At 31.8% G+C, this 12,804-nt stretch carries 13 protein-coding genes; 1 reads left to right on the top strand and 12 read right to left on the bottom strand.

Annotation, left to right across the window (positions count from 1 at the left end):
- Positions 1 to 3: 3 nt before the first annotated feature.
- The 6 genes from F1592_RS05675 to F1592_RS05650 all read right to left on the bottom strand — a co-directional run bounded on the left by F1592_RS05675 (position 4) and on the right by F1592_RS05650 (position 6,314).
- Entirely contained in the window at positions 4 to 621 is a 618-nt protein-coding gene (locus tag F1592_RS05675; RefSeq protein WP_011276491.1) for a DUF47 domain-containing protein, read from the bottom strand.
- 275 nt (positions 622 to 896) lie between these two features.
- The gene (locus F1592_RS05670; protein WP_053017207.1) at positions 897 to 2,786 is read right to left on the bottom strand and encodes an ABC transporter permease; all 1,890 of its coding nucleotides are present in this window, start codon (positions 2,784 to 2,786) and stop codon (positions 897 to 899) included.
- Positions 2,776 to 3,537 carry an ABC transporter ATP-binding protein gene (locus F1592_RS05665; RefSeq protein ID WP_053017206.1) on the bottom strand — a complete coding sequence of 254 codons (762 nt, stop codon included), beginning with the start codon at positions 3,535 to 3,537 and terminating at the stop codon, positions 2,776 to 2,778. The genes F1592_RS05670 and F1592_RS05665 overlap by 11 nt, the downstream gene beginning before the upstream one ends.
- Positions 3,538 to 3,674: 137 nt before the next feature.
- The gene (locus tag F1592_RS05660; protein WP_053017205.1) at positions 3,675 to 4,709 is read right to left on the bottom strand and encodes a HAMP domain-containing histidine kinase; all 1,035 of its coding nucleotides are present in this window, start codon (positions 4,707 to 4,709) and stop codon (positions 3,675 to 3,677) included.
- Positions 4,702 to 5,376, bottom strand: a complete 675-nt coding sequence (gene graR / locus F1592_RS05655; RefSeq protein ID WP_011276495.1) for a response regulator transcription factor GraR/ApsR — start codon at positions 5,374 to 5,376, stop codon at positions 4,702 to 4,704. The genes F1592_RS05660 and graR overlap by 8 nt, the downstream gene beginning before the upstream one ends.
- 14 nt (positions 5,377 to 5,390) lie before the next feature.
- Positions 5,391 to 6,314, bottom strand: coding sequence for an NAD(P)H-binding protein (locus F1592_RS05650; protein ID WP_053017204.1), 924 nt, complete (start codon positions 6,312 to 6,314; stop codon positions 5,391 to 5,393).
- A gap of 110 nt (positions 6,315 to 6,424) precedes the next feature.
- Here F1592_RS05650 and F1592_RS05645 point away from each other — a divergent pair, with 110 nt between their 5' ends.
- Positions 6,425 to 6,931 carry a GNAT family N-acetyltransferase gene (locus tag F1592_RS05645; RefSeq protein ID WP_149809657.1) on the top strand — a complete coding sequence of 169 codons (507 nt, stop codon included), beginning with the start codon at positions 6,425 to 6,427 and terminating at the stop codon, positions 6,929 to 6,931.
- Between the two features lie 235 nt (positions 6,932 to 7,166).
- Here the strand turns inward: F1592_RS05645 and F1592_RS05640 are convergent, their stop codons facing one another.
- From F1592_RS05640 to dhaK, 6 genes are all read right to left on the bottom strand, one after another.
- Positions 7,167 to 8,213 (bottom strand): alpha/beta hydrolase, encoded by a 1,047-nt coding sequence (locus tag F1592_RS05640; RefSeq protein ID WP_053017203.1) that lies wholly within the window; start codon positions 8,211 to 8,213, stop codon positions 7,167 to 7,169.
- A gap of 134 nt (positions 8,214 to 8,347) precedes the next feature.
- The gene (locus F1592_RS05635) at positions 8,348 to 9,415 is read right to left on the bottom strand and encodes a YkvI family membrane protein (protein ID WP_053017202.1); all 1,068 of its coding nucleotides are present in this window, start codon (positions 9,413 to 9,415) and stop codon (positions 8,348 to 8,350) included.
- 587 nt (positions 9,416 to 10,002) lie between these two features.
- Positions 10,003 to 10,503, bottom strand: a complete 501-nt coding sequence (locus F1592_RS05630) for a hypothetical protein (protein ID WP_053017201.1) — start codon at positions 10,501 to 10,503, stop codon at positions 10,003 to 10,005.
- A 144-nt stretch (positions 10,504 to 10,647) separates the two neighbouring features.
- Positions 10,648 to 11,028: a dihydroxyacetone kinase phosphoryl donor subunit DhaM gene (gene dhaM / locus F1592_RS05625; protein ID WP_053017200.1), complete on the bottom strand. Its 381-nt coding sequence runs from the start codon at positions 11,026 to 11,028 to the stop codon at positions 10,648 to 10,650.
- The gene (dhaL, locus tag F1592_RS05620; protein WP_053017199.1) at positions 11,025 to 11,606 is read right to left on the bottom strand and encodes a dihydroxyacetone kinase subunit DhaL; all 582 of its coding nucleotides are present in this window, start codon (positions 11,604 to 11,606) and stop codon (positions 11,025 to 11,027) included. Before dhaL ends, dhaM begins: the two co-directional genes overlap by 4 nt.
- A gap of 33 nt (positions 11,607 to 11,639) precedes the next feature.
- Positions 11,640 to 12,602 carry a dihydroxyacetone kinase subunit DhaK gene (dhaK, locus tag F1592_RS05615; RefSeq protein WP_053017198.1) on the bottom strand — a complete coding sequence of 321 codons (963 nt, stop codon included), beginning with the start codon at positions 12,600 to 12,602 and terminating at the stop codon, positions 11,640 to 11,642.
- Positions 12,603 to 12,804 lie beyond the last annotated feature (202 nt).

Raw genomic sequence — 12,804 nt, 5'->3', positions numbered from 1 at the left:
CCCTTAGCTATTTTTCATAATAATCGTTTCGAAATTATTTGCTACAACTTGACATTTATCTGCGATTTCTTCCATGCTTTCATAAATATCTTTTATTTTAATTAGTGTGATTGGATCTGTTTCACTGTTGAAAATGTGTTTAATAGATTGACGTAAAATGCCATCACAATTTGTTTCAAATTCTTTAATATTAATAGAATGTATGCGCATGTGAGATAATTTCTTCTCAACTAATAAACCAACAGCTAATTTCATTTCCGCTACTGCTTTTTGGATATTTTCTACGAATTCTGCCATGTATTCATCTGTATATTCAATTGAATACATTTCAAACATTGCTGAAGTTTCTTCCATTGCGTCAAGAACGTCATCAATTGCATTACATAAAGATAGAATGTCTTCACGTTCAATTGGTGTAATAAATGTTTGATTTAAATCCGTAATAACTTGATGCATTAATTCGTCACCATGTGACTCATATGTCTTGATATTGTCAGAATAAGCTTTTAAATCTAAGTGCGTATTGAAATCCATTTTCCCGAATTCAACTGCAGCACGGTCCAAATTAAATACCATTTCCTCTAATTGAACCATGAACTTATCCTTTTTCTTAGTAAACATTATAAAGCCTCCATTATAGCGATCGTTTCCAATCACATTTGTAAATTTTTATTATTGTAAGACAACTTTAGATAAAGAATACATTTACAATAAGAACATTCAAAGAGTCTATTTTCTGACTATTTGTAAATTTTATGTAAATATAATGTTTTACTGTTATTCACGTAATACTCCATTACTGAATTTGTCCCTATTTGAAAATATCACAAAATTTACATAACCACAATTACATTTACAAATTCTTTACAAATACGAAATATTAGATAAATATTGACTTAAATTGAGTGGTTTATCGTTCTTTTAGAGTGATTATAGGCGATAACTGCAAAAATACTATAAATGATTGTATAAATAGCCATTACAACGAAAATAGGAACTTTATTATCAAAGCCTATAACCTTCATAAAGACCACTGCCGCAAAGTATGAATGTAATAAGGCAATAATCAGTGGTATACCAAAATTAAATGCCACTTTGAGTTTTAACCCTTTTGCCATGTCTTTTTGAATAAAACCTAATTTACGTAATACAGAATAACTTTCTAACTCATCTTCTGTTTCATCAATTTGTTTAATGTAAATAATACACCCTGTAGCGATTAAAAATGCAATTCCTAAAAATGATGTTACAAATAACAATATTCCAGTCAAACTTGATACTTCGCTCATTACTTCACTACGCGTTTGAGCATTACCATCAAGATCCTTTGTTATACTCTCAAGTTTTGGTATATCTCTGTTGTGTTTTAAATCAAAACCATATTGTGAAACGATATATTTATTTTTCGCATGTGCTTTCAAATAGTTATAATCTGTATCATTTAAAACTAAAGTAGGACCTCCTAAGTCAATACTCTGTTTAAAATAAATTTTATCCATCACTTTATTCAATTTAATATTTACATGATGCTTTTTAGTTCCTATAGAAGCCGTACCATGCGGTGTATGTTTCGATAAATCATGAATTAACCCTTCAGGCATAATTAAATTAGCCTCACCCTTCTCTATAGAAACATTAGGGAAATATTTTTCACTCGTTACAGTAATCGCGTATGGTTGCACCTGATTTTTATCAAATAAATGATCTTTGTATAGTTGAGAATAAACAACTTGTTTAAAATCGTAATGGTAAGGAATATGATGTCGATTTAATTCAAAACCTAATTCATTAGCTACTTTCTCTTCTTTAAGTGTAACCTCATGAGGAGATTCTAATAGAACTTCATTTGTCAAAGAGCCCCTACTAATCGCAGCGAAGCACAGTACAGATACAGTTATTGCTGAAATGATTGCCATTACAGTTAATGAAAATGCATTTTTTCTAATTCGAAACATGAGTGATGATGTAAAAATAACATCATTTACAGAAACATTACCACCTTTAAAGTATCTAATCGTCTTTAAAATGAGAGAAATCGTACTTCGAAAGAAAAAGTAAGTTCCTAAAACAGTAAGAATTAGAATAACAAACGGTAGTATCACATCATCTACAATCTCGACAAAACGCGTCGATAAATAATAACCTGTTAATATCAATACAATACCTAAAACACCTAATATAACTTCACCTAATGTTAGTGTAATATGACTATCTTCTTTACTGTCTTGAGAGGCCATTAAACTTTTAATTGAAGATTTGCTTAAATAAATAGATGCTTGAATAATGATAAGTATATAAGCAATGACAAGTATAAATAATGTTTGCGCAATCGCTTGAAAACTAAAAATGATTGATACAGAAGTATGTATACCTAATAATTTTAAAACAATCATTAATAGTATTTTTGATCCTAAAATACCGATAATCATACCTAATAACGCGGTTATAATAAAAATAAATAATTGTTCAAGCATTAGCATATAAATAATACTTTTTTTACCTAAACCAATCGTTTGCAATAATCCGAATTCATAGCTACGTCGTTTGATAAACAACATATTCGTATACATAATAAATACAACAATAATGATAAATAAAAAATAACTTCCCACTTGTGTTCCTTGTTGTATCATTGACAACGATTGATGCACATTTAAGTGGTGCACATACTTAATTGTTATAAAACTAAAAAACAACACGATACTTAATACAAGTGAAAAGATATAAATCGCGTAATGAATTATATTCTGTTGAAAGTTCTTCCATATAATTTGACTAAAACTCATACATCATGCCACCTAATATACTTTGCGCACGTAAGATCTCTTTGTGAAAGACATTTTTATCATCTTCACCTTGATAAATTTCAGTAAATACCTGCCCGTCTTTTAACATAATCACACGCTCTGAGAAGCTTGCTGCCAAAGGATCATGCGTTACCATTACTATCGTTGCGTTATAAAGTTCATTGATTTTTTGAAAACGTTGTAATAAATCGCGAGTATTTTTAGTATCAAGTGCCCCTGTTGGCTCATCCGCGAAAATAATCTTAGGATACGTAATAAATGCACGCGCTGCGGATGTTCTTTGTCGCTGTCCACCAGAAATGTCTGATGGATATTTATCACTAATTTCAAAAATATTTAAAGCCTGCGTAATACGTTGATAGCGTTCATTCATTTCTTTTTTATCTAACTTTTGAACTGATAAAGGTAACATGATGTTTTCTTTAACTGTTAACGTATGTAATAAATTATATTCTTGAAAAATAAAACCAATATCTTTTTTTCTAATTTCAGACAACGCTTTATTAGATAATTTCTCTAATTGTTGACCATCTAAAATAATAGAGCCATATGTTAAATAGTCAATTGAACTTAACACGTTTAATAACGTTGTCTTGCCTGATCCCGATGGCCCCATGATAGCTACAAACTCTCCCGCTTCAATTGACAGATCTATATCTTTTAAAACTTCTTGTTCAGTTTGTTTATTTCCATAAGTTTTGGCAATTTGCTTTGCCTGTAATATTGCCACGGTTTTGTTCACCTCGCCATTCATTTTATCTACATGTGCGTTTACTTTAGAAATACCGCACTACTTTAATCAGTTTAATTATAAAAGTTATCGTTTTTGATGAAATGAAGATGGAGTAACAAATCTAAGTTTTAAGGTTACATTGTTGTCACTTGGGTCATACGGGCCATCAATTCATTCTGTTTTGGAAAAGTTAATACAAAAGTAGTCCCTTGTCCTACTGTAGATTCTACTCGAACATTAATACCTAATTGATCTTTTACACTGTTAACCAGATATAGCCCTATTCCTGAAGAAGTTGTTTCATTACGATTCGCAGTCGAAGTGAAACCACGCTCAAATATACGTGGTAAATCTTTGTGACTGATACCTCTACCAAAATCTTTAATTTCCAATGTTACATGACCATCATTTGTATAAGAACGAATAATAATATCTTGTCCTTGAGAATATTTTAATGAGTTAGATAAAATTTGGCGAATCATCATGCGACACCATTTCACATCCGTGTATACATCTAAGTTTGTTCCTAAATCCAAATCATAGCCTATACCTTTGGCTTGGCTAATGTGACGTGTTAATTGAATCTCATCAATCACAAGACGCTTCAGTGATGTCTCTTCAAAATACATGTCTCTATTTTTAGATTCTAAACGCGTTAAATAAAGTTGCTTATCTAACAACTCATTAATACGTGCCCATTCATACAATAATGACTTTTTACGTTTTCCCTCTTCTTCTTGATCGATTAACAACTTCATCGCTGTCACAGGTGTTTTAATATCATGAACAAATTCTGTTAGAGATTGTTCTGTCGATTGTATGTGTAATTGTTGTTCAACAACACGTTCCTTTTGACTCGTTAATTTGCGATAAAGATAATTAACAACTTCCTTTTGAAACGGATCTTCTGCTAAATCTTTATGCTTAATTTCTTCAATTTCTTTATTATTATATAAATGTTGATATAGCTTTACTTCTTTTAAAAAAGTAAAAATTAAAAACATCGCTGTAAGACCGAGATTTAACGTTACTATAAATCCTATACTCTCGATGGAAATATCATAATCAATGTAAGCCATACCTAATAAAATCAGATGTAGAAACACAATCCAAAAAATCCAGTTACTTCGCGTTTTGAGGAATAACCAAAACCATTTCAAGTTACTCATGTGCCATGTAACCTTTACCTACTTTAGTTTCGATCTGTGTATCCATACCGATATCAGACAATTTTTTACGCAAACGGTTAACGTTAACAGTTAACGTATTATCACTTACAAACGCTTCATCATCCCATAGCGCAGTAATTAAGGTATCTCTAGTAACAATTTGATTTTGCTTTTGAATTAACATTTCTAAAATAATCATTTCAGTCTTCGATAAATAGATAACTGAATCACCTTTTTGAATACTATCTTTTGATAAATCCACAAGTGCATCTTGCCAATTCAATGTTCTCTTTTCTTCTGCTCCAAATTCATAAACACGTCGATAAATGGCTTGCAATTTAGCTATTAAGACGTTTGTATGGAATGGTTTTTGCATATAATCATCGGCTCCCAATTCCATGCTCATGACTTGGTCCATTGGATTATCACGTGATGATAAGAATAAGATGGGGACATTAGATACTTGTCTAATCTTTCTACACCAATAAAATCCATCGTATTTAGGTAATTGAACATCCATAATAACAATTTCAGGATTTGTTTCTTCATAAATATCCATTACTGCACTAAAATCATCTATACCTGTCACAAAGAAATCCCAATGTTCTAATTCTTTTTTCAGTTCTTGGAAGAGTGTTTGATCATCTTCTACTAATAATACTTGCATCACTTTATCACCTATTATTTTGTATATTTCATTTTTTCCCCTGATTGAACCCGTCCGTTAAAATGTTTAATTCGGCAATCAATTTCAAACCCTCGCATAATCAAACCTTGTAATGGTGATTGAACGAAGTAGTAAATTGGCCATAGTAATTTCGGAATATAATCATATAAATGAACAATGACTAATCTTGTCCCTTTAATTTGCCTAAATTCTAATTTACCTTGTTTCTTTTGATTAGATTTTATCATTGAACCTGAAATCAAGTGTAACGTTATAAGTCCCGAGTCGTTTTCAACTTTTTCCATAATTAATAATGGTTTAGACTTTTTTCGTGCATAAACAATGTATCTATCATTATCTTGATATGTGTGCATGAATGTACCACGTGTATCATTAAGCCATTTCATAAAGTAGTCTACTAGATAGGATAATGTCCATTTTCTAGGTAATATCATTCGCATCGCTGTTCTTATATCATCATATTTAGACATCTGTAATTCAGCATTTATATGTGGTCGTTTAATTTGTGTGTTTGTCTTTTCCACAGGAACGCCGTAATTCTCTAGCCTTTGTACTGTCTCACTATCAAATCGACTACCACTTATATATACTATTTTAGACACACCTTGTTGAGCTGCTGCTCTGGCAAAGTTATCTGCGGCGATCAAATTTAAATCTCGTGCCGTTGCTTGGGTTAATTTTGCTGAATTCTTATTAGGATCTAAATAAAAAACAGCAATATCCATACCTTCCATAGCTTTTACAACATCATTATAATTATAAATATCTCTTTTCAACCAAATAATTCGATCATTATCTTCTTTTTTAGTATTTGGATACTTTGATAGGGCATATATGTTTGCATCTTTTTCAATAACACTACTTATATACTTACCAATATAACCACTACCACCTGCTAATAGTACATTCGGTTTCATATTTAAGATTACCCCTTTAGTTTAAAAGTTTTTTATTTTATGTATATCTAAGATTTATTGCTATAATACCATGTAAGACACAATAGTTTATTAATTTGGGAGGAAGCCTTATGGCTCATATTATTCGTGAAATTAGTATAAAAGACGTTGAAGACTTTATTAAATTATTAAGCAAAATTTATGATGAATCTGAATATACATTATATAACCCGGGTGAATATACGCCCAGCATCTCAAGTGTTAGCGATCGTTTAGAACGCATTATCACTTCTCCAAGAAATACTGTTTATGTTGCAGAGCAAGATGATCAACTGGTTGGTTACGCATTCATTACAACTGAAGATTTTGAGCGCAAACGTCACGAAGCAGTTATCACAATTGGTGTTAGACAACTATATCAGAAACATGGCATAGGTATGGCATTAGTAAATGCGACTGAAGCTTGGTCAATCAATCATGATATTAGACGTATCGAAGCTTCCGTTGTCCCTGAAAACGCGCGCGCAGTTGAACTCTTTAAAGCTGCTGGATTTAATATTGAGGGCGAATTAAAGGATAAGCTATATATTAATGGTCAATACTTCAATAAATATGTCATGGTCAAACTGCTTATTTAATATTTAAATTTACTATCATTATATTATACTCTAGTCTCAATAATATTAAACAACATTACTAAAATGTTAGATTAAATAACAATACACCTATAGTATTTAAATAGCACTATCATAGAATAATAAAAATTAAAAAGGCTTACTTCCTTAATGATTTAACATTTAGGAAATAAGCCTTTTATTCTTAGCTATAGTGTTGTAACCAATAAAGTTTGATAATTATATCATTTTATCGTGGTTAGTAAGGTGATAATGAGAAACTTTTATCCGAACTCGTAGAACCATCAAATGGAGATTGCTGATTTCGTTCTACACCAGATGATGAAGTATTTCTGCTTAAGAATGCGAGTACACGTTTCATATTCTCTTTAGATTCTGGCTTCTCTAAATGAAATTGATATTGATGATGTAAATGATGTGAACCATCATAGAACAATGTACTAACAGGAATGCCTTCTTCCTTCAACTTACGGTAAAATTCAATATTTTGACTGTAGAAAGGATCAGCATCACCTACTGATAGATACGTTGAAGGATAATCTTTAGTCACTTGATTGATTGTTGACATTTGAGAAATATTTTTAAATTCTGATTCCCATTTTGTTGCACCAGTATAACTATGCATAAACATTTGAATTCTTGGGAATTCCGTTTCTCTAACTGTCTTCATATCATAAAAACCACCGAAAAAGATAGCGCCTTTTATTTGTGATGGTGTAAAACGCTGTTCAAATCCCATTTCACTTCGTAGTGAACTATTTGTTTGCATAGCAACATATTGACTTGTAAGTTGTGCACCGGCAGAGTCACCGCCTATAACAACTTGATCTAAATCAATTGGGAAGCGGTCTTTATTATGCTTAATAAATTGAATTGCATCATCAAATTGAATAAGTGGTGTAGGATATTTATAATTAGGTGCTAAAGCATAGTTAACATTGACTACTACATAGCCTTGTTCCACAATTTGCGATAGCAATGGATTTTTATATTGTTTATCACCTGCAACATAACCCCCTCCATGCATCCAGAAGATAACTGGCAATTTAGTATCCTTATCTACATCGTCAGGCATCATAATATCAAGTTGGCTTTCAGGAAGATGATTATTATAGGTAATATTTTGAAATAATTTGACGTTAGGATTATTAATTTGAACTTTTTCACGTTGTTGTTTTTTCTTCTCACTCTCTTGTTGATGGTGGTATAGCCCCCAAGCAACTACAACACTCACAATCACGATAATGACACCTGTGATAATCGTCCATTTTTTCTGAGTATTCATTCCCTACGTTCCTTTCAATTGATTATAGAAAGTTTGCTTATTCATTTAATAGAAAAAGCAACCCGTATAATCATACGAATTGCTTTTAAGATTAAAACATTCACTTTCAATTGTAAAGTATTGCTATTTTAAATCTATGCTATATGATCTTTATTATCACTCTTACGTACATAGTATTTAATTAATACTGCAACTACGATAAACAGACCAACAACACCCATAATGTTATATAAGAAGTTAATTAAGTCTGCAAAACCTACAAAGCTTAAAATAAATGCAGCAATCATCATAATAATGATAAAGATGTGATACTTTTTACTATATGGTTCTGTAAAACGTGCTGCGAATGAATAGCATAGTCCTAAGATTGTATTGTACATAACTGCTAACATGATGACAGTTAGAACAAGACCAATCCATGGATGAATAGCATTAGCTAATGTTAATGTTGGAATTTCAACATCTTTAATTTTAGGATATTCAGATTGTAGTGCAAAGTTAATTAGAGCAAGTAAGATAGTGTAAATCACACCGCCAAACATTGCACCTCCACCTGAAATTTTACGTTTAGAAGCGTCGCCTCCAATTGCAACAACTGTACTAAAGCCCACTGCAAAAGCTAGACCACCGTACATTAATCCTCTAACTATACCCCAAAATACACTTGTTTTATCAACAGTACTGTTAACTTCATTTAAAGGAACGCTACCTGCAAATAAGTAGTAAACGGCAATAAGTATTACCATAATTATTAAGAATGGTGTGACGATACCAAGTGCGCTCACAATTTTGTTAAAGTCTAATAATAATGTTAAATAAATGACAATAGTCATAATTAAGGCACCTAACCACGTAGGTATGCCAAAACTCTCTTGGAATGTTGAACCAGACCCTGCAATCATAGTGACTGCTATACCAAATAAGAAGAATACTAATATATAATCGAAGATTTTACTAAACTTTTCTCCGAATAAATATTTTAATGTTGACTCATGATTCGTAGCTTCAAATGCTGTACCTATTTTAGCAACTTGTCTACCTATAAAACCAAGAATCAAACCTGAAATAAGTACACCAATATAAGACCATAAACCATATGGTGTAAAGAATTGCATAACTTCTTGTCCAGTTGAGAATCCGGCACCTACTACAATGCCGACATAGGCGAAACCAATTTTTACAGCTTCTTTATTTAATCCCATGCGAAAATATAACCTCCTTAAATTTGACACATTGTGCATTATAACGCACTTCAAATAATATGCAACAGTGCATAAAGGTTACGAACCGGCGTTTATCGGCTATAAACACTATGCTATATACACTTGTTAAGGATTTAAAATTCTTTAAAAATTATTATAATTATCTTATTTTTCATAAATAAGTAACTAGTAAATCATATTTAATTTTATATTAATGATGAACATCATATCTACATTTTAAAACAGTTAATAGCGATCATTATAGCGGAGGTAAAAAATGAATTCAGGGTAACTGCAAGTTTAATATTGGCTATTATCGCACTAGTCATTAGTTTTTAAATTAAAAATAAATAATTAAATTTAAAAATGACGTGAAATAAAAAAGGCTGAGACAAAATAAAATGTCTCAGCCTACTTTACCAATTTGGCAATAGCTGACTGATTTAAAATTGACCTTGAATCAAGCTTTTTTCAAACCTAGTCATCCTTGCCTGGGGATATTTTGAAAAATACTATTTCTGTCCTACTCCCATATCAAAAATCTAGAAAGTAATTATTTGCTTAATGATACAATATTCACACGCTTATTAATTAGAATTTCCATATTGTTGTAATTCATTAATATCAACAACAACATTATCCATACGTTTAGCTGTTTCTTTAAGTGCGTTTCTTGCAACATGATTACTTGGATCTAATTTCAAAATTTGTTTAGCAACTTTGAAAGCTTCAGAATCAGTAATAACAGGTTCTGGAATGGCATGTAATAATAACATTTGTAATAGACTCTTAATTTCTTTACCATTCGTCAACTGAATGGACGCTTGCGCATGGTAATAAGCAGAATCTAATGCGCCTTCTATCTCACTTAGGGGATAGACAAGCAATAGAAATGCTAAATCATGCAATTCAGACGTTTCTTCAAATTTAATCATATCCAAAATACAAGTATAAAACATCATGCTTTCATTTTCATGTGCACATGAAATGTAGGCTTCTTCAAAATCTAAAAAGTCTGCTTTGGCCATTAGTTGTCTAACTTGTTCAAATTCTCCACTTAAAACGTATTCCTTGATGCTGCTTTGCATGACCTTGCCCACCTACTCTTTCGCTTTACTATAATAATCTATTTTATCACAATCATTTGTCATTTTCATTTTATAAATTACTTAATTATAAAATTTATTTTGCGCATTTATTTGATTATTATATTTACGCACATTATTTAAACATTAGTCAAATGTATTTTCTTTAAATGAAGTTTGAGCGACTTCTTGTATCGCTTCATCAGTTGTTCCGCCAACTGAGAGTTTCACTGCGGCAGTAAAACTACCTTCTACTATTGGTGCATCTATCTTCTTAATATGATGTGGTCCTTCATACATCTCAATTGCTAAATCTAAATTCATTTCGGAAGAACCTAGATCATAAAAGCACAATGCGTCATCATCTAAGTTATTAATAATATTTTGAATATCATCAAATGATGTACCTATGCCTCCATCGACACCGCCGTGAGCTATGACGTTAACAGCTTGCGCCATCTGATTAAGCAAAGCTTTAGTACCATTCGCAATGTCTTCACTATGGCTAATAATTATAATTGTTGTCATTCAATCTCATCTCCAATCAGTGCACTTAATACGTAAACCATACTTTGAGCACCAGGGTCGATATAACCTATTGAATCCTTTTTAAAGTATGCTGCACGTCCTTTTGTAGCTTCTATCTCTTTCGTATCAGTAGCAAATTGTTGTAGTATCTCTAACGTGATTGTTTCATCATTTTCTAAAGCTTCACGCGCTCGATCTACAACATCAAACATCGTCTTCTCATCTCGTTGTACTTTACCTCTCTGCGCAATCGCATTAGCAAATTCAGTAACAACAGCTTTTAAATTTTCTTTGTCCATTTCTTCATTAACAACATTAGCCATTTTAACAAAGCTAAATCCATATAATGGACCAGATGCACCACCAATATTTGACATTAATGCCATACCAGTAGATTTAAATAGCGATGACATACTACTATCATCTATCTTGTCTTTCAAACTTTTAAATCCACGCAACATATTGACACCATGATCGCCATCACCAATTGCTCTATCTAAATCCGTTAATAATGTTTCTTTCTCTGAAAACACTGCCTCTAAATTTAATAATCGTTGTTTCATATCTTTAACATCCATTTTTAATCACCTCATTTGAATATAGTTTTCTTTTTAAAAGTAGCGAGACGTAGTAGGTGCTTGTAAAGCTTTGAGTAGTTCTTCATTATTAGGAAGTAGTGTGATTGAAAAACCTTGCATATCTAATGAAGTCATATAGTCACCAACAAACCATTGCGCTACATCTCTATTTTGCTTTTCTAAATAAAGTGAACAATATTTAGTCACAATATTTAACTCTGATAGTGGTGTACCACCCATTCCATTAACCATAACGATTAATGATTGCTCTTGAATTTCTTTAAGTAATCGGCTTAATAACCGTTCAACGATACTATCGATTTCTTCATAGTGTATTCGTTCAATTCCTTTTTCGCCATGAATACCTATCCCAATTTCTATATCCTCATCATTAATATCAAATCCATATTTGCCTGTTGTCGGAACCATTGGTGGTGTCAGTGCCATACCAATACTTTTAATTTGTGAAGCTATTGTTTCCGCTTTTTCTTTAATATCCTGTAGAGCTAAACCTTGTTCAGCTAAATAGCCTACATATTTATGAACGCATACTGTACCTGCAACACCACGTCTTTGCGTTTCTTCAGACACTGATATGTCATCTTTAACGACAACCATCTCTACTTGAATATCTTCCATTTCAGCCATTTCTTGCGCCATTTCAAAGTTCATTACATCGCCAGCATAATTTTTAACAATTAATAAAACACCATCACCAGTATCGACAGCCTTAATTGCTTCTAACACTTTATCGGGTGTTGGTGAAGTAAATACTTCTCCGCAAACCGCCGCATCAAGCATCCCTTGCGCAACATAACCTGCATGAGCCGGTTCATGTCCACTACCACCACCTGAAACAATCGCTACGCCTTTAGATTTCTTTTTACGTCGCACGACAACAGTTTCTGCAATGATTTCGATATCATTATTTGCTATTTTTAAACCGTCTAACATATCTTTTAAAAAGTCTTCTTTTTGTTTTATTAGCTTTTTCATATGCAACTTCCTCCTTTGGCCTATCAATTTAATTATAAATCAAGCACAATGTATGCGCTATCATTTACATATAAATCGACTTTAATAAAAAAGTGGAAATGGAACAGAATTTATCCTTACTCAAACACAGAGAATTTCATCGTAAAATTCACTACTAAGGTCTGTCCACTCCCACGAAGATTACTACAATCGTAAAAAGTTT

Origin of the sequence: Staphylococcus sp. GDX7P312P (assembly GCF_008385775.1) — a bacterium.
Taxonomy (GTDB): domain Bacteria; phylum Bacillota; class Bacilli; order Staphylococcales; family Staphylococcaceae; genus Staphylococcus; species Staphylococcus haemolyticus.
Note: the sequence above shows the minus strand (reverse complement) of the source record. Positions and strands in the feature narration are given on the sequence as shown.

Coding starts and splice junctions, on each gene's coding strand:
- F1592_RS05675 (WP_011276491.1), bottom strand. CDS start 621: ATGTTTACTAAGAAAAAGGATAAGTTCATGGTTCAATTAGAGGAAATG.
- F1592_RS05670 (WP_053017207.1), bottom strand. CDS start 2,786: ATGAGTTTTAGTCAAATTATATGGAAGAACTTTCAACAGAATATAATT.
- F1592_RS05660 (WP_053017205.1), bottom strand. CDS start 4,709: ATGAGTAACTTGAAATGGTTTTGGTTATTCCTCAAAACGCGAAGTAAC.
- graR (WP_011276495.1), bottom strand. CDS start 5,376: ATGCAAGTATTATTAGTAGAAGATGATCAAACACTCTTCCAAGAACTG.
- F1592_RS05650 (WP_053017204.1), bottom strand. CDS start 6,314: ATGAAACCGAATGTACTATTAGCAGGTGGTAGTGGTTATATTGGTAAG.
- F1592_RS05645 (WP_149809657.1), top strand. CDS start 6,425: ATGGCTCATATTATTCGTGAAATTAGTATAAAAGACGTTGAAGACTTT.
- F1592_RS05640 (WP_053017203.1), bottom strand. CDS start 8,213: ATGAATACTCAGAAAAAATGGACGATTATCACAGGTGTCATTATCGTG.
- F1592_RS05635 (WP_053017202.1), bottom strand. CDS start 9,415: ATGGGATTAAATAAAGAAGCTGTAAAAATTGGTTTCGCCTATGTCGGC.
- F1592_RS05630 (WP_053017201.1), bottom strand. CDS start 10,503: ATGCAAAGCAGCATCAAGGAATACGTTTTAAGTGGAGAATTTGAACAA.
- dhaM (WP_053017200.1), bottom strand. CDS start 11,028: ATGACAACAATTATAATTATTAGCCATAGTGAAGACATTGCGAATGGT.
- dhaL (WP_053017199.1), bottom strand. CDS start 11,606: ATGGATGTTAAAGATATGAAACAACGATTATTAAATTTAGAGGCAGTG.
- dhaK (WP_053017198.1), bottom strand. CDS start 12,602: ATGAAAAAGCTAATAAAACAAAAAGAAGACTTTTTAAAAGATATGTTA.